Origin of the sequence: Azospirillum sp. INR13, from assembly GCF_015390205.1 — a bacterium.
Lineage (GTDB): Bacteria > Pseudomonadota > Alphaproteobacteria > Azospirillales > Azospirillaceae > Azospirillum.
In genome coordinates this window covers 280,627-301,675 of sequence record NZ_VUOI01000002.1, presented here as the reverse complement: position 1 = coordinate 301,675, position 21,049 = coordinate 280,627, and the positions used below count along the sequence as shown (strand labels likewise).

At 67.9% G+C, this 21,049-nt stretch carries 16 protein-coding genes and 1 pseudogene; 12 read left to right on the top strand and 5 right to left on the bottom strand.

The window, feature by feature from the left end; all coding sequences use genetic code 11:
• Positions 1-12 precede the first annotated feature (12 nt).
• Positions 13-2,232, bottom strand: a complete 2,220-nt coding sequence (locus F1643_RS03000; protein ID WP_194910584.1) for an ATP-binding protein — start codon at positions 2,230-2,232, stop codon at positions 13-15.
• A gap of 705 nt (positions 2,233-2,937) precedes the next feature.
• Between F1643_RS03000 and F1643_RS02995 the strand changes: the two genes are divergently transcribed.
• The 4 genes from F1643_RS02995 (at position 2,938) to F1643_RS02980 (ending at position 8,086) form a co-directional block, all read left to right on the top strand.
• On the top strand, positions 2,938-3,330 hold the full coding sequence (locus tag F1643_RS02995) for a response regulator (protein WP_194910582.1): 393 nt from the start codon (positions 2,938-2,940) through the stop codon (positions 3,328-3,330).
• A 25-nt stretch (positions 3,331-3,355) separates the two neighbouring features.
• Positions 3,356-4,738 (top strand): hypothetical protein, encoded by a 1,383-nt coding sequence (locus tag F1643_RS02990; protein ID WP_206692285.1) that lies wholly within the window; start codon positions 3,356-3,358, stop codon positions 4,736-4,738.
• Between the two features lie 45 nt (positions 4,739-4,783).
• On the top strand, positions 4,784-7,156 hold the full coding sequence (locus F1643_RS02985) for an FIST N-terminal domain-containing protein (RefSeq protein WP_194910580.1): 2,373 nt from the start codon (positions 4,784-4,786) through the stop codon (positions 7,154-7,156).
• A 294-nt stretch (positions 7,157-7,450) separates the two neighbouring features.
• Positions 7,451-8,086, top strand: coding sequence for a recombinase family protein (locus F1643_RS02980; RefSeq protein WP_255542335.1), 636 nt, complete (start codon positions 7,451-7,453; stop codon positions 8,084-8,086).
• Between the two features lie 99 nt (positions 8,087-8,185).
• Here F1643_RS02980 and F1643_RS02975 read toward each other — a convergent pair whose 3' ends face one another.
• On the bottom strand, positions 8,186-9,352 hold the full coding sequence (locus F1643_RS02975) for an FkbM family methyltransferase (RefSeq protein WP_194910578.1): 1,167 nt from the start codon (positions 9,350-9,352) through the stop codon (positions 8,186-8,188).
• A 261-nt stretch (positions 9,353-9,613) separates the two neighbouring features.
• On the opposite strand from F1643_RS02975, the gene aqpZ reads away from it, so the two are divergent.
• From aqpZ to F1643_RS02950, 5 genes and pseudogenes are all read left to right on the top strand, one after another.
• On the top strand, positions 9,614-10,354 hold the full coding sequence (gene aqpZ, locus F1643_RS02970) for an aquaporin Z (RefSeq protein WP_194910575.1): 741 nt from the start codon (positions 9,614-9,616) through the stop codon (positions 10,352-10,354).
• A 344-nt stretch (positions 10,355-10,698) separates the two neighbouring features.
• A pseudogene (tnpA, locus tag F1643_RS02965) lies at positions 10,699-11,105 on the top strand (IS200/IS605 family transposase).
• A 3-nt stretch (positions 11,106-11,108) separates the two neighbouring features.
• Positions 11,109-12,251 (top strand): RNA-guided endonuclease TnpB family protein, encoded by a 1,143-nt coding sequence (locus tag F1643_RS02960; protein ID WP_194910572.1) that lies wholly within the window; start codon positions 11,109-11,111, stop codon positions 12,249-12,251.
• Between the two features lie 36 nt (positions 12,252-12,287).
• A complete protein-coding gene (locus tag F1643_RS02955) occupies positions 12,288-12,560 on the top strand; it encodes a hypothetical protein (RefSeq protein ID WP_194910571.1) in 273 nt (90 codons plus the stop codon).
• A gap of 167 nt (positions 12,561-12,727) precedes the next feature.
• Positions 12,728-13,309: an HAD-IIIA family hydrolase gene (locus F1643_RS02950; protein WP_194910568.1), complete on the top strand. Its 582-nt coding sequence runs from the start codon at positions 12,728-12,730 to the stop codon at positions 13,307-13,309.
• Here the strand turns inward: F1643_RS02950 and F1643_RS02945 are convergent.
• Positions 13,306-13,692: a YkvA family protein gene (locus F1643_RS02945; protein WP_194910566.1), complete on the bottom strand. Its 387-nt coding sequence runs from the start codon at positions 13,690-13,692 to the stop codon at positions 13,306-13,308. The genes F1643_RS02950 and F1643_RS02945 overlap by 4 nt on opposite strands.
• A gap of 331 nt (positions 13,693-14,023) precedes the next feature.
• Here F1643_RS02945 and F1643_RS02940 point away from each other — a divergent pair, with 331 nt between their 5' ends.
• Complete coding sequence (locus F1643_RS02940; RefSeq protein WP_255542334.1) at positions 14,024-15,187, top strand: acyltransferase; 1,164 nt, start codon at positions 14,024-14,026, stop codon at positions 15,185-15,187.
• 54 nt (positions 15,188-15,241) lie between these two features.
• Here the strand turns inward: F1643_RS02940 and F1643_RS02935 are convergent, their stop codons facing one another.
• The gene (locus tag F1643_RS02935) at positions 15,242-15,721 is read right to left on the bottom strand and encodes a DUF411 domain-containing protein (RefSeq protein WP_194910561.1); all 480 of its coding nucleotides are present in this window, start codon (positions 15,719-15,721) and stop codon (positions 15,242-15,244) included.
• Between the two features lie 40 nt (positions 15,722-15,761).
• Positions 15,762-18,020: a heavy metal translocating P-type ATPase gene (locus F1643_RS02930; RefSeq protein WP_206692283.1), complete on the bottom strand. Its 2,259-nt coding sequence runs from the start codon at positions 18,018-18,020 to the stop codon at positions 15,762-15,764.
• A gap of 92 nt (positions 18,021-18,112) precedes the next feature.
• Here F1643_RS02930 and F1643_RS02925 point away from each other — a divergent pair, with 92 nt between their 5' ends.
• Together F1643_RS02925 and F1643_RS02920 are read left to right on the top strand one after the other, a co-directional pair.
• Entirely contained in the window at positions 18,113-18,541 is a 429-nt protein-coding gene (locus F1643_RS02925; RefSeq protein WP_255542333.1) for a helix-turn-helix domain-containing protein, read from the top strand.
• A gap of 263 nt (positions 18,542-18,804) precedes the next feature.
• On the top strand, positions 18,805-21,045 hold the full coding sequence (locus F1643_RS02920; protein ID WP_194910558.1) for a hybrid sensor histidine kinase/response regulator: 2,241 nt from the start codon (positions 18,805-18,807) through the stop codon (positions 21,043-21,045).
• The last annotated feature ends 4 nt before the right edge of the window (positions 21,046-21,049 follow it).

The window sequence follows — 21,049 nt, the reverse complement described above, 5'->3', positions numbered from 1 at the left end:
CCGGGGAGGGCCCTACCCGATCACCTTGCGGATGGCGGTCAGGAAGTCATCCGGCGCGATCGGCTTGTGGACAACGGTATAGCCGCTTTCGCTGGCCTCGCGCAGGCGTTCGGGAGCGGTATCGCCGGTGATGACGATGGCTGGCGGGACGATGCCGAAGGTGGAACGGATGCAGTTGATCGCCTCCGTCCCAGTGTGCCCGCCCCGCAGCCGGTAGTCGGAGACGATGACCGTCGGAGACGGTACCCCCAGGCGGCGGAGCTTTTCCATGGCCTCCTCGCTCGATGCCGCATCGACGACGTCGAATCCCCAGGATTCCAGCATCAGCTTCAAGCCCGCGAGGACCAGCGGCTCATCGTCGATGAGCACGACCAACCCACGGGCATCCTGGTTCGCCGAAATGGCCGGAAGCGGACGGGACACCAGTGCCGACGCCGACATGGGCAGTTCGATGGCGAAGACCGAGCCACGCCCGACCCTGGAGTTCACCGTGATCCGAGCCCCGAGCAGCATGGCAATGCGGCGGACGAGCGACAGGCCAAGGCCCAGGCCTTTTTCGCGGTCGCGCTCCGGGTTCGCCAGTTGCACATACTCCTCGAAGATTTCCTCGAAGGCGCTCTCCGGGATGCCGATGCCCGTATCCACGACCTGTATGGACAGCATGCCGCCGCGCCGCCGACATCCGACCACGATGCCGCCCTGGTGGGTGTAACGCAGGGCGTTGCCGATCAGGTTGCGGATGATCTGCTCCAGCAGGGCGGGATCGGTCCAGAGCGCAAGCGACGTTCCCACCACGCGATAGCGCAGGTTCTTTGCACGGGCAACCGCGATGAACTCCGCGTTCATCCGGCTGAGGAGGTCCCCCAGCAACAGGGCCTCCGGCCTGACCTTCACCGTGCCGGAGTCGATGCGCGACACGTCCAGCATGGCGTCCAGGATCATCTTCATGGCACGCGCCGACTGCTCCGCCCCGCTCAGCATCGGGTCGAGCGGGGAGGAGGGATCGCGGATGCCGGCCCGCAGACCACCGTGAAACAAAAACAGACTCTGCACCGGTTGGCGAAGATCGTGGCTGGCCGCCGCGAGGAAACGGCTTTTCGCCCGATTGGCCCGTTCGGCCTCCTCCTTCGCCGTCTGGAGATGGCGATTGAGCTGCTCCAGTTCCCGCTCCCGCAAGGCAATCAATTGCTTCGCATCCACTTGGGCGGCGATGACGGCATCGAGTTCCCGAATGGCCGTGCGAGGGATGGCGACATTCTCCTTCGTCCCCATGGCGGTCGCGACCGATGCAACTTGCGAAATGCGACGCCCAAGTCGATGCGACAGCATGAAGGCGGCGAGCACCCCGAGCATCAGCATCAGGACCCCCCCGGCACCGACGGTCCACAAGGACTGGCGCGCCGGAGCGTCCAGAACCTCATCGGGAACCCCCATCACGATGGTCCAGCCAAAGCCGTCGACGGGATGGAAATACCGGACCAGCGGCGTGCCTTCCTTGGACTTTCCATGGTTGAGGCCGCTCGACTGATTGGAGATGAAATCCAGCGTCCCCTGAGAGGCCACCTGTCCGACATACTGTTCGGCTGATCGGTTGCGGGCAATGATGCGGCGCTGCCCATCGAGCACCGAGACGATCCATTGGTCCGGCAACCCCTGGGCGGCAAGCACCGCATTGAGCCGCGACGATTCGAATACCAGCCTGAGTGCCGATCCGGCCATCGCACCGTCCACCAGGGGCAGATTGATGGCGACGACATACGTCCCCGATATGTTGCTCTGATAGAGATCGGAAACCACCGGCCTGCCGGCTTTGAGAGCCTGGACCGCCGATATGCTCTCTCCGGATTGCGGAAGAGGGGCGCCGAAATCGAGGCGGGTGTTGAAGACGATCTTTCCATCGGCATTCACGATCGCCACCGTCCCAGCCAAAGACTGCCGACGCAGAAAGTCCTTCGCCTCCCGGTGGAATCCAGCCAGGTCGCCGCGTGCCAACTCGCCGCTGCTCGCCAACGCGTTCAATGTCATGACGCCGCCAAGCAGCATTTGCTCGACGGCGTTCGACAGAGCCTCGGTGCGCTGGACCAACTGGGTGATCTCACCCTTTCTCTGATCCTCCGCCATGCGGTTGACGACAAAAGCTGCAAACAACACCATGGGAAGCGCTGAAATAAGCGTCAGCGTAAGCAGAAAAGTCCAGATCGGCTTCGATGACATCCCGGAAACGAACTTCAAAAGCAATCCCTCATTTGAAAACAACTTAGTATCTTATCATGGATTATTTCTACCACACAAATGGGCAATTGTTCTATTCCAACACTGTGGTGCGATCCGGATCGCATAGAACGCTTTCCCTTTCGGCAGCTTGGGCGACCGGATTGGTGCGGTGCAGGAAGCGCCCGTTCAAGGGCCGGCACGTCAGGTCGAGGAGGCGCTCCTGTGCGCGTGCGCTGATCGATACCTGCAGGTCCCGGTCAGCCGATCTTCATCAGCCGCCGGGTCAGACAGAGGAGCTGCTGGGCTCGTTGCTGGCCCTCATGGGCGTGGAGCTGACGGCTCCCGATCACACCACGGTCGGTCGACGCACGGCGCGCATGTTTGGCAGCCGGCTTCAGGCCCGGACGGCCGCTGGCCACCAGGCCGAAACGACAGTCGGCAAACGGTGGTCGGCGTCACCATTCTGAACCGGATGAGCCATCAAGCACGCCCGAACTTCGTCGGTGTCGCCTGATCGACGCACAGGCAAAGCATTGGCGCGTCCATCCGAACGCGATGCACAAAAGCCTGCGGAAAATCTTATATAAAATGTGTCTCCAAGCCAAGAAAATCCAATCAAGGAATGTAAACGTTCCCAAGTCTGCTGTTAACAATTTGGCAAGCTCACAAGAGCATCCTTGAACCCATGCGCGATACCAGAACAGTGCATGAAGGGGAGCGGTGATGCCAACCGTACTGGTCATCGACGACGAGGATATGGTTCGTCTGGTTCTGCGGCAATTCCTCGAACGCCAGGACATGGAGGTCATCGAGGCGCAGGACGGCGACGAGGGCTTGCGTCTGTGCCGCGCGCATCGCATCGATCTGGTCATTTGCGACCTGATCATGCCGCGGGCCGACGGCATCGGCACCATCATGCACATCCGGCGGATCGCGCCGAAAATGAAGATCATCGCCATATCCGGCGGCGGTCGAAGCCACGCCATGGAACTGCTGAAGGTCGCCGAGGAGATGGGGGCGGACCATGCGCTTGGAAAGCCGTTCACGCGGGACCAGTTGACCGCCGCCGTCGCAGCCTGTCTGCCCAATCCCACCCTGGCGCCCCGCCTTCGTTGAGGTCGCGGTCCTAGAGGAAACGATCATGCTCAGCCTGTCCTTGGGAGAAAAGCTGCGGAACTGGTTTGCCGAGGAACAGCCGGTCGCCACGGCGCGTCCGGCGAAAGCGACTCCGACCGGGCCCGACATGGAACACCTGCAGTCCCTGGAGCGCCGGCTGCAGAGCCTGCTGGCGCAGCCGCAGCTGCTGTCCGCCGGCCGTGTCCACATGCTGAATTTCGACCGGCTGCGCGAGAGCCTCGGCACCGCCTGGGAGGACCTGCGCGACCGGGTCCATGCCGCCGCCGACCGCATCATCAACCGCCTCATCGCCGAGCAGGACGTCCAGTTCCGAACCGGAGATGGCGAATACATCATCGTTTTCGCCACGCTGAACCGGCAGGCCGCCACGCTGGTCTGCGCCAAGATCGCCGAGGAACTCCACCGGCTGTTCCTGGGTGATCCCAATCTGGGCGACATCAAGGTCGCGACGGCGGTCGGGCTGCTGGACGGCAAGATCCTGTACGAACACGCGTCGGTCGCCGAACTGCTGGCGAACATCGACCAGACCGCCGACCCTGGCGGGGCTGAAGCCGCCGCCGTGCCCGCCGCCACCCCCCTGCCCGCCGAACCGGCCGCGGCCCGCCCGCCGGAGCCACGCAAGCTTCAGCTGTCGCAGGGCGAACTGGCGCAGATCAGCACCATGTTCCGTCCGCTCTGGGATGTCGGGCGGCAGGTCATCTCCACCTACATGTGCACGCCGGTCCGCCGCTTCCCCGACGGCTCGGCGGTCGAGGGGGTGGCGGCCCTGGCGGCGATCACCGACCCGCAGCAGCTGGCCAAGATCAACACCGACACCCTGATCGACACCGTCGAAATCCTGGACGAGCTGTTCCGCAACAAATTCCGGCTGATGGTGTCGGTCCCGGTCTGTTTCGAAACGCTGGCGGCGCGGCGCACGCGGCAGGAGTACATCACGGTCTGCCAGTCGGTGCCGGATTACCTGCGCCAGTTCCTGAGCTTCGAGTTCCTGCGCTTCCCGGCCGGCGTTCCCAACGGCCGCATGACCGAACTGGTCAACGAGATGCGCCCCTTCTGCCGCTGGTCGTTCCTGCGGGTGGAGTTCAGGCAGCAGAGCTTCACCAGCCTGGCCGGGACCGGGCTGACCGGGCTGACCACGCTGGTGCCGTCCGACCGAGCGGCCGAGGCGCGGACCATGGAGGACCTGAACAGCTTCGTCGCGTCCGCCGAGCGGGCGAACCTGCGCACCTGCGTGGTCGGCGTCGCCTCCACCAGTCTGGCGATCGCGGCGCGCGCGGCGGGAACCACCCTGATCGCCGGCGACCGCATCGGCCGCGCCGAGGAGATCCCGCAGCACATGCTGCGCTTCCGCTGGCAGGACCTGTTCCTGCGGGATGCCCCCCGGTAGCGGACGGGGCCGGAGCTTGCACACCCAACGACCGGAGGTTCGGCGATGCCCGTCACGACCGGATGCTCGAACGCGGCCATCAGGACGCTCACCCTCACCGCCGCCGGCCTGACACCCGACGCCCTGGCGCCGCTGACCTTCGCGGGAGGCACCCCGGCGCTCGTCCTCGGCTTCGTCTCGCCCGAGTTGTCCTTCGCCGAGGTTGCCGGCAGCCTGCGCGCGGCGCTGGACGCCGGAACCCGCCTGATCCTGGTGTCCACCGCCGGGGAACTGTGCTCTGGAACACCGGGCGGACTCTACGACCCCGGCGCCGGGGATCGGGACATCATCGTCCTGCAGGCGTTCAGCCGCGACCTGTTCGCGGAGGTCAGCCTCCACACCGTTCCGTTGCACAGCGAAGACATCCGGTCGGGCGACATCCGGTTGAGCCACGACCAGCGCATCGCCGCCATCCGGCAGGAGTTGGACGCCGTCACGCCGTCCTTCCCGCTCGACTGCCACGACAGCCTGGCGCTGCTGTTCATCGACGGCCTGTCGGCCAGCGAGAGCTCCCTGATGGAAGCGGTCTACGCCACCGGCCGCTTTCCGGTGCTGTTCGTCGGCGGCTCGGCCGGCGGCCGGCTGGATTTTCGGAACACCTGGCTGTTCGACGGTGATCGGATCCTGGAGAACCACGCCGTCATCGCCTTCGTGAAGATGGCGGCGGACAAGCGCTACGGCGTCTTCAAGTCCCAGAACTTCCGCAAGACGGCGATCTCCTTCACCATCCTGGACTGTGACCCGATCCGCCGCACCGTCTCCAGCGTCATCGATCCGGACAGCCTGGAGGTGGTCGGCTTCATCGACGCGTTGTGCCAAAGCCTGGGTTGCCGGCGGGAGGATCTGGAACGCCTGTTGAGTTCCCACACCTTCGCCGTCGACCTCGATGGCGGGCTGTTCGTCCGCTCGGTCGCCGAGATCGACCACGCCACCGACAAGGTCGCCTTCTTCTGCGACATCGATTCCGGCGACGAACTGTTCCTGGTCGAAGCGACCGATTTCGTCGAGCAGACCAGGGCCGACTTCGCCGCCTTCCTGGACGGCAAGCCCGCGCCGATCGGCGGCATCCTCAACGATTGCGTCCTGCGGCGCCTGAACAACGTCCCCAACCTGCCCCGGCTGACCGTGTTCGACGACATCCCGGTCGCAGGTTTCTCGACCTTCGGCGAGACCCTGGGGATCAACGTCAACCAGACCCTGTCGGCGGTCCTGTTCTTCACCGACGACGGCACCGGCCGGTTCAATGACGACTATGCCAGCCGTTTCCCGGTCCATTACGCCAGCTTCCAAAATTTCTTCAGCCGGGCCCGCAGCAATCGGCTGCGCATGCTGAACCGGCTGCGACAGCGCCTGATCCAGAACCTCGTCAGCCGCAACGACGCCGCCACGGCGCTCTACGGCCGGGTCGAACAGATCGGCAGCTACACGGCGCACATTGCATCCGACGGGGCGGACACCCTCAACTCGACGGTGGTGGAGCTGCTCACCGCCGTGCGTCAGGCGACGGAGGAGCGGGAGGCGGTGACCGAGGTACTGAGCGCCCGCGAATCCGAACTGCGCCGCGCCGAGGAGCGGCGGGAAGCGGCGGAAACCCGCATGGCGCTGGAGGCGCAACTGCAGCAGGCGCAGAAGCTGGAGGCGCTGGGCTGTCTGGCCGGAGGGCTGGCGCATGAGATCAACAACATGCTGCAGCCCATCATCGGCCTGACGGAACTGGTCATGGACGACGTACCGCCGGACAGCCAGGCCCATCGCAACCTCGCACGGGTGATCGAGGCCGCACAGCGGGCGAAGCGCATCACCCAGCAAGTCCTGACCTTCAGCCGTTCCGACCGTGGACGGGACGGCCCGTTGCGGCTGGCCGAAGCGGTCCGCAGCACCGCCGACATGGCCAATGTCCTGGTCCCGCACCAAGTCCGCCTGGTTTGGCGGATCGAGGCGGAGGATGTGATGGTCCATGCCGACGAGACGCAGGTGGCGCAGGTCCTCATCAATCTCATCCGCAACGCCGCCGACGCGCTGGGCGGCGGCGGCGGCGAGGTTGAAATCCGGCTCGGCACCGTTGGTCCAGGCGATCCGGCGGAAGGCGGGTGGCCAAATCCGACTGAGCGCTGCGCCATCCTGTCGGTGAGCGACGCCGGGTGCGGCATGGACGGGCCGACGCTGAAGCGCGTCTTCGACCCGTTCTTCACCACCAAGGCGGTCGGCGAGGGAACCGGGCTGGGGTTGCCTGTCGTGCATGGCATCGTCACCAATTGGGGCGGCCGCATCACCGTCGACAGCACCGAGGGCGTCGGCACCACCATATGCATCCTGCTGCCGACGCTGCAGGCCGTCCCGACCGAAGGGGACGCTCCGCTCAGCGTGGCGCGCGGATGAGCGTGCCGACGCAAGCAGCGGCCCCGTCCTCACCCTGCTCCTGTCCCATACCGCACAAGGACCGCACAAGGCGAACGCCGCCCGCCGTCATCACAATCTCCGGCCCCAACGGCGGATGACGAATTGCAGCGAGTACGATGCCCAACTCATCACTTGGAACCGCACCTTCGGGATGTGAGCGCTTTGCAGTTCGAAGTTTTCATGGCCGACAAGCTATTAACCTTGGACACTTTTTCCGAGGCGCCACTTGGTCGCGACAGGCAAGTTCAGATCATTTGCCAGTGAAAATTTTCAATGAAAGTTCTCAAGAGAAAGCGACAGGGGCGCTTCGCCCTCCAGGTGCTGGGTGCCGCCGCCGAACTGGAGCGGGCGCTGATCCGCGAACGCTCGATCGCCGGGCTGAAGGCGGCCGTGGCCAGGGGGAAGGAACCCGGCAATCCGGGACTGCGACGGCGCGACCCGGGGGCGCTGGAGAAAGCACGCCAAGGTCGCGAGGTGGCGCGGGATGAAATCGTGATCGCCCACGCCCAGGAGTTCCTGCCGACGGTGGAGGCACTGCGGCCGATGACCGCCTGGGATCAGGTGGTGCGGGCGCTGAAAGGGCAGGGCAGGAGCAGGCCCTGGGATGGCAAGCCGTGGACGCCCAACAGCCTGATACGGGCGGTACGCCGGCTGGCGGCGGCGGGACTGGTGCGTCAGGAGGTTCTCGATGCGGCGCCCAAACGGATCGACAGCGACGACCTCGTGCTGATGGTGGCAGGGCTGGCGCGCTCGGAACCCGGCGGCACGCTGGACGGCATCGCCCGCCGGCTGCAAAGCATGGGACAGCGCACGCCGCGCGGCGGCCTGCGCTGGAGCCGGTCGTCGGTGAAGAACCTGCTCGACCGCGCCAGGGAGCAGGGACTGGTCCGGGAACCGGAGACTGCGTAACGGTTGGTCAGCCGCCGACGCCGTGGGCTCTCGGGAAGACCGTCATCATGCTCGGTCTCGACCCTGACGGCCTCGGAAGAAGCCCGGGCGGTTCAGCCCCTATTGGACATAAAGTACGGTGTCGTGGTGGATCGGGCTGTGATGGCGCAGCCGATAGCGGCTGCCCGGGCGCATTGTCTCGATCATGCGGGGGATCGCCGCAAAATCCCCGATGTCGTGATAGACCGCGATCGCCAGCTTCGGCCGATGATGCCGTATGGTCCGTTCCGCCCCGCGCAGGGCGGGCAACTCGGCCCCCTCGATGTCCAGCTTGATGAAAGTCACCGGGCCCAGCCCGAGATCGTCCAGCGCTTGGACCGGAACGCTCACGTCGCCCCCTTCGTCCAGCCGGCCGCCCGGCCCGTGGCCGCTGGAGAAGTGCAATGTGTCCGCATGGCTCCACAGACCGATGGGATGAATGGTCACGCGGGGAAGGGCGGCGACGCACTCCCGCAGGCGGGGGAGGTTCGAGGGGTCCGCTTCGAACGCGTGGATGTGACGATGGGTGCCCCCTGTGGTGCCTCCTGAGCATGCGGCGAAGGCCGCCACGGTGTCGCCGTCGAACGCCCCGCCGTCCACCAGCACCTCATCCCTGCCGACGGCCAGGGCATCGGTGAAGAAATACATGTCCCGGTAGGGAAGCCGGACCGGTTCCAGCCAACAGGCGTCCCAGGTCAGGCGGTAGAGCATCACCGACAGGAAACATCGGCGGCTGGCATCGTCGTCGAAGCCTTTCCAGTCCGCCTCCCACTCCGCCAGGGCGGCGATTTGCCCGGGGGTCCCCATCATGCCGGGCGGGCACAGCCCGGCGGAGCGCATCGCCTCGAACAGCGACAGCAACGGCCGGCCGCTGGGCTGCCACAGCGCGTGGAAATGGGCGACGGCCTCGTCGGAGTTGCAGCACATGACGCCGACGGCCCGGGGGTCCCGCCGGATCAGGTCGCGAAGCCCGTCATCGCCGAGGATCGTCCCGTCCCCCAAAGGCAGGCCGGCGCGGGCGTTGTCCACGACCCCGACGACCTTCCAATGCCCGAGGGCATGCCGCACGAGGGGTTGCGCCATCACCGACCCGGCACCGAGAAGGATCAGCGGCACCTCGCCCGGATCCAAATCCCGGCGGTCTTCGGCTTGCAGCATGCGCCAGTCGCCGGGCGTCCGCACCGCCTGGTCCAACCGCTCGCGAAGCGCATGGCGGAGCGCCGGCACCTCGTCACCACCATTCCCCATGCCTCTTCCCCCTTGACCTTGCCCTCTGCCGCGCCGGATTCCGCGGAGCATAGCAGCATGCTCTCCCTCTCGGCGGGCGGAAGTTGCAGATGGGATCGGACAGGTGGCGGCCCGCCGGCCCCGTCTTTCCATCCCTCCTGTTCTTCTGCCACATCCCCCTGTCCGAACGCGCGAACTTCCCCCTGCCGCAGCGGATTTATGCTCGTTGCCGTACCGGCGATTGCCGGACTTCGTCATCCGTGACAGCAGTGAGAGGTCGACATGAATATGGTTCGGCGCAGCTCCGCTGAGTTTCTCGGGACATTCTGGCTGGTCTTCGGCGGCTGCGGCAGTGCCGTGCTCGCCGCCGCCTTTCCGCAGGTCGGGATCGGGCTGCTCGGCGTATCGCTCGCCTTCGGCCTCACCGTCCTGACCATGGCCTATTCCATCGGCCACATCTCCGGCTGCCACCTGAACCCGGCGGTGACGGTCGGGCTGTGGGCCGGCGGGCGGTTTCCGGCCAAGGACATCCTGCCCTATGTGCTGGCCCAGCTGGTCGGGGCCTTCGCGGCGGCCCTGGTCCTCTATGTCATCGCCACCGGAAAGGCCGACTACAGCCTGGCCGTCAACGGGCTCGCGGCCAACGGGTACGAGGCGCATTCGCCCGGCCAGTACAGCATCACCTCGGCCCTGGTGATCGAACTGGTGCTGACCTTCTTCTTCGTGCTGGTGATCCTGGGTTCCACCGACCGGCGGGCGCCGGCCGGCTTCGCGCCGCTGGCCATCGGCATGGCGCTCGTCCTCATCCATCTGATCAGCATCCCGGTCACCAACACCTCGGTGAACCCGGCACGCAGCACCGGCCCGGCGCTGGTGGTCGGCGGATGGGCGCTGCAGCAGCTCTGGCTGTTCTGGATCGCCCCGCTGGCCGGCGGACTGATGGGCGGACTGGCCTACCGCGCACTTGCCGAGGATATGCCGGCGAAGCCCGCCATCACCGGCGAGGCGAAAAGCTCCACCTGATCCACAGCGATGGGGCCGGTTCGCCGGAACCGGCCCCCGATACCCCGACCCTGATGCCCTGCCCCTATGCCCTGCCGATGTCGCAACGCCACCGCGCCGCCTACTGTTATTCAGGCAGGACAGACGGCGCAGAAGGCGTATCCATGCGGCAGTTCGACCCCGATTCCAACCCGATGACAGAAGCCGATTACGGCATCGTGCTGGGCCTGTTCATCGGCATCTATCTCGGCCTCCTGGTGGTGTCGGCCCTGCCATTATGATTTCGCGGCGGGGACTGCCGGCTTAAGCCGGTAGCGGAAGCCGTGCTTCCTTTGCTGTTGCGTTAGTTTTCTGGCGGAAGCAGAATCTCCCGCAGGACGACACGCTATGCTAAGAACGCCGGGGCGGTATTTTCGCTGAAGTACCGCATCGTATGGTGCCCGAAATACCGGCGTCCCGTCCTGACGCCTCCGATTGACGGCCGGCTCAAGGAAGTTCTTGGCGAAGTGGCGTCCGAGTACGATATGCTTTCCAGGCGCTGGACGTCATGCCCGATCATGTTCACGTCTTCGTTGAGGCTGATCCAACACTTGGTGTTGCCGAGATCGTCAACCGCCTGAAGGGAAAGTCCAGCCGGGTTCTTCGTGACGAGTTCCCAGCGCTGCGGTCCAGGCTTCCAACGCTCTGGTCCCGCAGCTATTTCGCAGCAGCGGTCGGCAGCGTCTCGGAAGAGACGATCCGCCGCTACATCGAAAATCAGAAGGGCAAGTGACCGATGCCGGTCCTGAGCTACAAGTATCGCCTCTACCCGACCATGGCGCAGATTGCCGGGTTCGAGGCGATGCTTGGCGCCTTCTGCGACCTGTACAACGCTGCCCTCCAGCAGCGGATCGAGGCGTACCGCCGGGCCGGGAAGGCCCTGCGGTACGTCGATCAGGCCGGCGAATTGAAGGCCGTCCGGGCGGCTGACGAGCGGCTGGCCGGCTACAGCTTCAGCGCCGAGCAACAGGTGCTCCGCCGGCTGGACAAGGCGTTCGTGGCGTTCTTCGGTCGCGTGAAGAAGGGCAAGGCCGGGTTCCCGCGCTTTCGCGCCAAGAGCATGTTCGACAGCGCCGAGTTCCGGGTTGGCGACGGGCTGACGATCCGCAAGAGCAAGCGCCTCAGTGTCGTTGGTATCCCCGGCGAGGTGAAGGTGAAGTGGCACCGCGATCTTCCGACCTTCGCCAAGGTCGGAGCCGCCGTCCTGTCGCGTGCCGCCGGAAAGTGGTTCGTGTGCTTTCAGATCACGATGCCCGACGAAGAGGTTCAGCCGCGCGACGGCGCGTCGGTCGGCCTCGATCTCGGCCTGTCGTCGCTCATCGCGACCTCGGACGGGGAAACGGTCGCTGCTCCGCAGTGGACAAAGGGTGCGGCCAAGAGACAGCGTCGTCTTCAGCGTGCGCTTGCCCGCGCCAGGCGGGGCAGCAAGCGCAGACTCAAGGCAAAGCGCAGGCTGGCGCGTCACAGCGCAGCCACGGCCAACCGGCGCCGCGACTTCCTGCACAAGCTGTCCCGCTCGCTCGTAGACCGCTACGCCGTCATCGCCTTGGAGGACTTGAGCGTTGACCGTCTGACCCGGTCGATGCTCGCCAAGGCCGTTCACAACGCCGCGTGGGGCCAACTTCGATCCTTCCTCGACTACAAAGCTGCGAACGCTGGTGTTCGGGTGGAAGCCGTCGATCCGCGCGGAACCTCTCAAACCTGCCCGGAGTGCGGGGCCGTCGTCGCCAAGACGCTGTCCGACCGCACGCACCGCTGCGCCTGCGGATGCGTGATGGATCGGGACGTTGCAGCGGCAAAGGTCATCCTGCAGAGGGCAGGACATGGAACGGGGCCGGGACACGGCCTTCGGACGCCAAGCCAGCGGGTTGCCGCATAGCTGGTCCGAGAAGCCGTCGCCCTTCAGGCGACGGAGTTGTCACCCCCGAAGATCGTTCCCGACCTGATCGTGCTGGGGGAGGCGGAGCGCCGGGGGGCGGCTACACCCTGGCCGTCCGTTCTCGACCGGCTGGCGGCGATCCGGGGCACGGCACGCCCGGTCCTGCTGTCCATCGCGGCGTCGAACCACGCCCTGATGCTCCGGGCGCGCGACCGCGGCTTCGACACCATCCACATCGACTTGGCGCCTTTGAACCTGGACGTTCTGCTGCTGGACTGCGTGCGCCGGATCGAAGGAGGGCGGAGCTGATGTGGCAGCAATGGACCTCATATGTTTTCATGAAACCATATCATAGTGTTTTGTGCTGTTCTGATGATTGTTCGGGCTGACAAGACGCGGGTTGACAAGAGACCCGCCCCAGCGGCTTTTCGACCCGGCCGGATCGCCGGACCGATTGTTTTTGCGAGGAGATGCGCATGCCCGACGACTTCGCCCCGGCCCAGAGCGCCGCTGTCGGCGACGGCCGCCGCAGGGCCGCCTTCTTCGACCGCGACGGCGTGCTGAACGAGGACGTCGGCTTCGCCCACCGTCCCGACCAGATCGCCTGGATGCCGGGGGCTAGGGAGGCGGTGAAACGGCTGAACGATGCCGGCTTCCTGGTGTTCGTCGTCACCAACCAGGGCGGCGTCGCCCGCGGCCTCTACAGCGAGGAGCATGTACGCACGCTGCATCGCTGGATGCAGGAGGAGCTGCGCGCCGTCGGCGCCCATGTCGACGCCTTCTATCACTGCCCGCACCATCCCGATCATGGCGAGCCGCCCTACCGCACCGACTGCCGCTGCCGCAAGCCGGAGCCGGGAATGCTGCTGCAGGCGATGGCGGAGTGGCCGGTGGAGCCGCAGGGCAGCTTCCTGATCGGCGACCGCGAGACCGACGTCCAGGCGGCGCAGCGGGCGGGCATCGAGGGCATGCTCTACCGCGGCGGCGACCTCGATGCGCTGGTCGCCGACATTCTGGCCCGCTCCGGGACCGATGCGGAGGTCGAGGCCGTCCGCTAAGGCAGCCACGCCTCAAGCCAGGGGGACAGCCACAGCCAGAGCAGGACGGCGACGCCCAGCCACAGGGCGACCATCACCGCGGCGGCGGCGACGCTGACCGGCCGTGCGGCTTGGCGCGCCGCGGCGGCGGCCCGGTGTTCGGCCAGAAGCTGCGGCGGGATCAGGCGGACGACCAGCAGGATGCCGAGCGGCACGATCAGCAGATCGTCCAGATAGCCCAGCACCGGGATGAAGTCCGGGATCAGGTCGATCGGACTCAACGCATAGGCGGCAACCGCCATCGCCAGCAGACGGACATGCCGGGGTGTCCGCGGGTCGCGCGCCGCCAGATAGACGGCAAGCACGTCGCGCTTGATCCCGCGTGCCCATGTCTTCGCACGCATCTTTGCGCGTGCCACTGCCGATGCTTGCGCGTTCTCGGTCATGCCGCTGATGTCCGGTTGTGGTCCCTCCCATCCGCTGAATGGCAGGCAGGGTAAAAGGCTGTAACCCAACCCCAGGTCGGCCGTCGAGCCCGGCCCTCATCGGGACCACAGCTCTGACACCACCCGAACGAGAGGGGAGCGTGATCTCGGCCGCCTTGGGTAGGCACGGCGATCCTTTGGAATAAACCTCCCGCGTCCTTCCGGTCATGCGCAATCAGTCGTAGGTTTTGCTGCCCCTACAAGCAGGTTTTCCAAGAAGCGCCTTTGACCAAAAACCCGGAGGCTCCCTATGCGGTTCCCGGTACTCGACGGATGGCGCGGTCTGTGCGCGTTATGCGTGGCCCTATATCATTTGCACACGCTCGATCATTTTCATCTGTTCGGCTTCGTGCGCGGCAGTTACCTTTTTGTCGATTTTTTCTTTGTTTTGAGCGGTTTTGTCATCACCCACGCCTATTCCGCCCGCATCGGCGGGGGCGCATCGGCCGGATCCTTCCTGGTCCGCCGTTTCGGCCGGGTCTGGCCGCTGCATGCGGCGGTGCTGCTGGCCTTCGTGGCGCTGGAAAGCGTGAAGGCACTCTCCGGGCCGGCGGCGGGAAATGCCGCCTTCACCGGCGCCTTCGCCCCGTCGGCCCTGGTCAGCAACCTGGCGCTGGTCCATGCGCTGGGGGTGGAGGAACAATGGACCTGGAACATTCCGAGCTGGTCGATCAGCGCGGAGTTCTTCGTCTACATCACCTTCGCCATCCTCTTCCTGACCGTGCGGCGGACCAGGATGCTGATCGCGGCGATGGTGGCGCTTGCCGCCCTCGGCGCCGGCGTGGTGATGGGGTTCTCCGCCAACCACATCGACACCAGCATCGACTACGGCTATTTCCGCTGCCTGTACGGCTTCTTCACCGGCTGTCTCGTCTATCGGCTGTATCAGACGATCGGCGACAGGCGGATGTCCCGCCCTGCCGGCGGGCTGGCCGAGGCGGGAGCGCTGCTGGCGGTGATCGCCTTCGTCTCGGCCGCGGGGGGCAACGCCCTGTCGCTGGCGGCGCCGCTGCTGTTCGGGCTGGTGGTGCTGGTGTTCGCCTTCGAAGCCGGGCCGGTCTCCCGTCTGCTGGCGACATCCCCCTTCCAGCGGCTGGGCGCCTGGTCCTACTCGATCTACATGGTGCATGCCCTGGTGATCGCCGTGCTGCAGAAGGGCACGATGGTGGCGCAAGGGGCCCTCGGCCGGCCGCTGTTCGTCGAACGCCAGATCGACGGCGAGACCGACCGGCTGATCGCCTTCGGCGATGCCTGGATGATGGATCTGGTCGGCGTCGGTTATCTGCTGGCGGTGATCGGCCTGTCGGCCCTGACCTACCGCTTCGTCGAACTGCCGGGCCAAGCCATGGTCAACTGCCTGCTGGTCCGCTCGCGCAAGGCCGCTCCGGCCAGCCCGGTGGCCGAGGCGGCGTGATCGCCGCGGTCGTTGGGGCGGCGTGATCGCCGCCCCTTCTTGGCCCTGCCGGCATCAATGGCGGGCGAAGACCTGCGGCCCGCCGGCACCGCCGAACAGCACGACCTGATAGGGCTGCCCGGTGCCCATATCCATGCCGGGGGCGTCCTGCGGCATGCCGGGCGCCGACAGCCCGCGGGCCTGGGGCCGTTCGGTCAGCAGGCGCGTCACGTCGACGGCCGGCACATGGCCTTCCAGCACATAGCCGCCGACCCGCGCGGTGTGGCAGGAGCCCAGCTCGTCCGGCACCCCGGCGGCCTGCTTCACCGGCGTCATGTCGTCGACGGTGTGGACGGTGACGTCGAAGCCGGCCGCGCGCATGTGCCGCACCCAGCCGTCGCAGCATTCGCAGCCAGCGGACTTCCAGACCTCCACCGCCGCACCGGCGGAGGGAGCTGCGGCGCGGACCATGTCCGGCAGCGCCACGGCTCCGAGGCCAAGCGTCAGGACGGCGGCAGCCGCCCCCCACACCATCGTCCGCCGCGTCATCCTCATCGGAACTCTCCAAATCAAATCAGTGTCTTGCCTCATCCGTTCAGGACCGGACGGACAGAAGCCTAAAGGCATTGGCGGTGACCAGCACGGTGGCGCCGGTGTCCGCCAGGATCGCGGGCCACAGCCCGGTGACGCCAAGAACGGTGGTCACCAGGAACACCGCCTTCAAGCCCAGGGCCAGTGCGATGTTTTGCCGTATGTTGGCCATGGTGCGGCGTGACAACGCCACCATCGCCGCCACGTCGCCGACCCGGCCGTGCAGGATGGCGGCGTCGGCCGTCTCCAGCGCCACGTCGGTGCCGCCGCCCATCGCGATGCCGACATCGGCGGCGGCGAGCGCCGGGGCGTCGTTGATGCCGTCGCCGACCTTCGCCACCCGCTGCCCGCCGGCCTGAAGGTCGCGGACGATGCGCAGCTTGTCCTCCGGCAGCAGCTGGGCATGCGCCTCCACCCCCAGCATGCCGGCGACCGCCCCGGCGGTCTGCACGGTGTCGCCGGTCACCATCAGCGAGCGGATGCCGGCGCGGTCCAGCGCCTCGATGCCCTGGCGGGCGTCGGCGCGCGGCTCGTCGCGCAGCGCGATCAGCCCGGCGGCCTGCCTCTCGACCAGCAGGACCGAGACCGTCTTGCCGGCCTGCGCCAGGGCAGCGACCCGCTCCGCCTGTTCCGCGGTCAGCGACGGGCCGGCGGCCTTCGGCGACAGCAGCGCCACCGCAAGCCCCCCGACCCGGCCCTGCAGCCCGGCGCCGGGCAGGGCGGTGACCTCGTCCGCCGCCGGCGGAGCGATGCCGCGCTCTGCCGCCGCGGCCAGGATGGCGCGGGCCAGCGGGTGGCTCGACCCGGCCTCCAGCGCCGCGGCGGCGGCCAGCAGTTCCGCCTCGCTCCCGCCGGCCTCGCTTACGACGCCCCCGCTTGCGCCGAAGGGGATCAGGTCGGTGACGCGGGGCTTGCCCTCCGTCAGGGTGCCGGTCTTGTCGAAGGCGACGGTGGTGATGCGGCCGAGCGCCTCCAGCACCGCGCCGCCCTTCAGCAGCAGGCCGCGCCGGGCGCCGTTGGACAGGCCGGCCGCGATGGCCGCCGGGGTGGAGATCACCAGCGCGCAGGGGCAGCCGATCAGCAGGACCGCCAGGGCGCGGTAGATCCACTCGGTCCAGCCGCCGCCAAATACCAGCGGCGGCACCACGGCGACCAGGGCCGCCACCGCGACGATGCCCGGCGTGTAGAGGCGGGCGAAGCGGTCGATCAGCCGCTCGGTCGGGGCCTTGCTCTCCTGCGCCTCCTCGACCAGCCGGACGATGCGGGCGATGGTGTTGTCGCGCGCCGCGGCGGTGACGCGGACGCGCAGCGCACCGTCGGCGTTGATGGTGCCAGCGAAGACGGGATCGCCGGCACCCTTGGGCTTCGGCATGCTCTCCCCGGTGACGGGGGATTCGTCGACGGCGCTGCTGCCGGACAGCACGATCCCGTCGGCCGCCACCCGGTCGCCGGGGCGGACCAGGATGACGGAGCCGACCGCCAGCCCGGCGGCGGGAACGGCCCGCGGGGCGGCGCCGTCCTGCTCCAACAGGGCCGTGTCGGGAACCAGTGCCGTCAGGCCGCGGATGCCGGCCCGCGCCCGGCCGGCCGCCACGCCTTCCAGCAATTCGCCGACCAGGAAGAGGACCAGGACCGTCGCCGCCTCCTCCACCGCGCCGATGACGAGCGCACCGACGGCGGCGACCGTCATCAGCGTCTCGATGGAAAAGGGCGTGCCGGCCCGCGCCGCCGCCAGGGCGCGGCGCGCCACCGGCACCAGCCCGACCGTCAGCGCCAGCGGAAAGGCCCAAGGCTCCGTCTCCGGCACCAGCAGGCCGAGAAGCGTCGCGGCGGCGAGGGCGGCGCCGGCCGCCAGCGTCAGCACCGCCTTGCGCCCGCGCCACCAGGGCGCCTCGGCCGGATCGGCGTGGGAATGAGAGTGGGAGTGGGCAGCGTGGGAATGGCCGGCATCGGAGTGGGCAGGCCCGCAGCAGCCCCCGCCGCAGGTGGGCACCGCGGCCTCCGCCACCGGATCGGCGGGGGCGGCGCCATAGCCGAGGGCGGCCAGCGGCCGGACGACGGCGTCCGCGCCCAGAGCCGCCTCGTGCGAGACGGTCACCGTTCCGCCCGGCACCGACACCCGCACCTCCCGGATGCCCGGCACCCGGCGCAAGGCGGTCTCGATCTTGGCGGCGCAGGACCCGCAATCCATGCCGGAGACCCGGTAGCGGCTGGTGCGCAAGGCGATGTCCCCGGCCCGGACCCCGTCCTCCATTCCATGCATGGTCAAGCTCCTCGATCCTGGTGCGTTGTCGGCAGCGTCGCGTGAGCCTAAAATCTCCAGCGACTGGAGGATCAAGAGGGAAAATGACTGCCATGCCCACCTCTACCCTGGCCATCGGCGCGCTCGCCAAGCGGACCGGCGTGAAGATCCCGACCATCCGCTATTACGAGAGCATCGGCCTGCTGCCGGAGGCGCCGCGCACCGGCAGCAACCGGCGCAGCTACGACGAGGCGTCGGTCCGTCGCCTGCGCTTCATCCGCCATGCCCGCGAGCTGGGCTTCGAGGTGGAGGCGATCCGCCAGCTCCTGACCCTGGCCGACGATCCGGGCCGGCCCTGCCGCGAGGCCGACGTGCTGGCCCGCGCCCATCTGGCCGAGATCGAGTCCAGGATCACCCGGCTGGAGGCCCTGCGCGACGAGGTGCGGCGCATGGTGGAGGGCTGCGCCCAGGATCAGGTGCGCAGCTGCCACGTGATCGAGGTGCTGGCCGACCACGCCCACTGCCTGCATGACCGCCACTGAGAGCGGGGAGCGGGTGCCGCCGGGGCAAAGCGCCGCAGCATCCGGCGGCCCCTATGACCTGGAGCCGGTTGCCCGGCCGACGGGGGTGTTTATAGTCGGGTCGTGCAGTGTCGAAACCTTCCGTGCCTCCGGCCAGGCGGGCGCCGGGTCCCGCATAGGGATGGCACGGGGGAATCCATCGCCATGGCGACGGTAAGGGCCGGGAAACAGGGCTGGGACAGGGGTGCGGGAACGGTGGTGAAGGCGGATTGGACGTGGGCGTCATGCTGCGGCTTCTGAGGACCAGCCGTCCGCTCCAGCGGATCGTGGCGCTCGGCGGGGTGGTGCTGGCGGGACTGTGCGGCGGCACCGTGGCGATCCTGGACCGGCTGCACGACGAGACGGTGGCGGAGGCCACGCTGGGCCTGCGCACGCTCAACGCCTCGCTGGCCGAGCAGACGGCGCGCACCATCGAAGGCATCGCGCTGACCGTCGACGGGATCGCCGAGCAGATCCCGGCCGAGTACCGGCGCAGCCCCGAAGCTTTCAAGCGACTGCAGGGGGACCGGCAGGTCTACGAGATCCTGCAGGCCAAGGCGTCCAGCCTGCCGCAGCTGGAGGCGCTGAGCCTGGTCGCCGCCGACGGCAGCCTGATCAACTTCACCCGCCAGTTCCCGGCCCCGGCGCTCGACCTGTCGCAGCGCGACTATTTCCGCGTGCTCAAAGACAAGGATCCCGGTCGGGTCCATGTCAGCCGGCCGGCGAAGAGCCTGGCCACCGGGGAATGGACGCTCTACATCGCCCGCCGCGTCAACGGCCCCGACGGCGGGCTGTCGGGTCTGGCGGTCGGCGCCATCCGGCTGTCCTATTTCGAGCAGTTCTACCGCAGCCTCCATGTCACGCCGGGCAGCGGCTTCAGCCTGTGGTGGCGCGACGGCATGCTGCTGGCGCGCTTCCCGGCGGTGCCGGACAAGGTCGGGACCATCGCCACCAGCCCCGAGGTCACCGAACGGATCGCCCGGCATGAGGCCGGCACCTATGCGTCTCCCCGTTCGGTCGACGGCGAGGATCGCATCCTGTCCTTCCAGGTGCTGCGCAACTATCCGCTGGTGGTCGGGGTCAGCCGGACGCGGCCGGAGATCCTCGCCCGTTGGGAAAGCCAGGCGATGGTCATCGCCGCCGCCGGGCTGGTCAGCGCGGTGGCGCTCGCCCTGATGCTGTGGGCGATGGCGCGCCAGTTCCTCGCCTACGAGACCGCGAACCGCGCGCTCAGCGAACGCCGGCAGGCGGTGGAGGCCCGCGACGAGGCGGAGGAGCATGTCCGCCAGCTGCAGAAGATGGAGGCGCTGGGCCAGTTGACCGGCGGGGTGGCTCACGATTTCAACAACCTGCTGCAGGCGGTGCGCTCCAGCCTGCATCTGCTGGAGGCCGGCGGCGAGCTGCGCGCGGCGGAGAGCCGCCGGGCGCTGGAGGTCGCAGGCCAGGCGGTCGACCGCGGCGCCACCCTGACCCAGCATCTGCTGGCCTTCGCCCGCCGCCAGCGGCTGGCCCCGGCGCCGGTCGACCTCGGCGCCCAGGTGGCGGGAATGGCGACGCTGCTGGAACGCACGCTGGGCGGTGCCATCCGCATCCGCATCGACCGGGACGCCGCCATGCCGCCCGCCGTGCCGCCGGCCTTGGTCGATCCCCACCAGTTCGACATCGCCCTGCTGAACCTCGCCATCAACGCCCGCGACGCCATGCCGGACGGCGGTACCCTGACCATCGCCGTCACCAGCCTGTCGGTGAAGGGCAGGGTGGCGGAGGACAAGGCGGCGGAGGAGGGGATTTCACCCGCCCTGGCGCCCGGCGGCTATGTCGCCGTGACCGTGCGCGACAGCGGGACCGGCATGCCGCCGGACGTGCTGGCGCGGGCCTGCGAGCCCTTCTTCACCACCAAGCCGGTGGGGCAGGGCAGCGGGCTGGGGCTGAGCATGGTGCATGGCCTGACCGCCCAGTCCGGCGGCGGGATGCGCCTGGAAAGCCATCTCGGGCTTGGCACTGCCGTCACCCTGTACCTGCCCCATGCTCCGGTTGATCCTCCGGCTCATCCCGCGGCCTGTACCTCGGCCGGAACGCCCGCCGATGCCGCTTCCGCCGTCGCCGAACCGCCGCCCCTGCCGGCCGCCCCCGCCCGCGTCCTGCTGGTGGAGGACGACGCCCTGGTCCGCATGGCGAACGCCGCGGTGCTGGCCGAGGCCGGAATGACGGTGACGGAGGCCGCCACCGGCGAGGAAGCCCTGGCCCTGCTGGAGGCGGATGACGGGATCGGCATCCTGGTCACCGATTTCGCCATGCCCGGCATGACCGGGGCCGATCTGAGCCGCCTCGCCCGCCATCACCGCCCCGATCTGCCGGTCCTGATCGTCACCGGCTATGCCGAGAAGGCGGAGCTGCAGGATTTGGGCACCGAACCCGGCATCCGCATCCTGTCCAAGCCCATCCCACCCTCGGCGCTGATCGGGCACATCGCGGCGGTGCTGTAGGGGA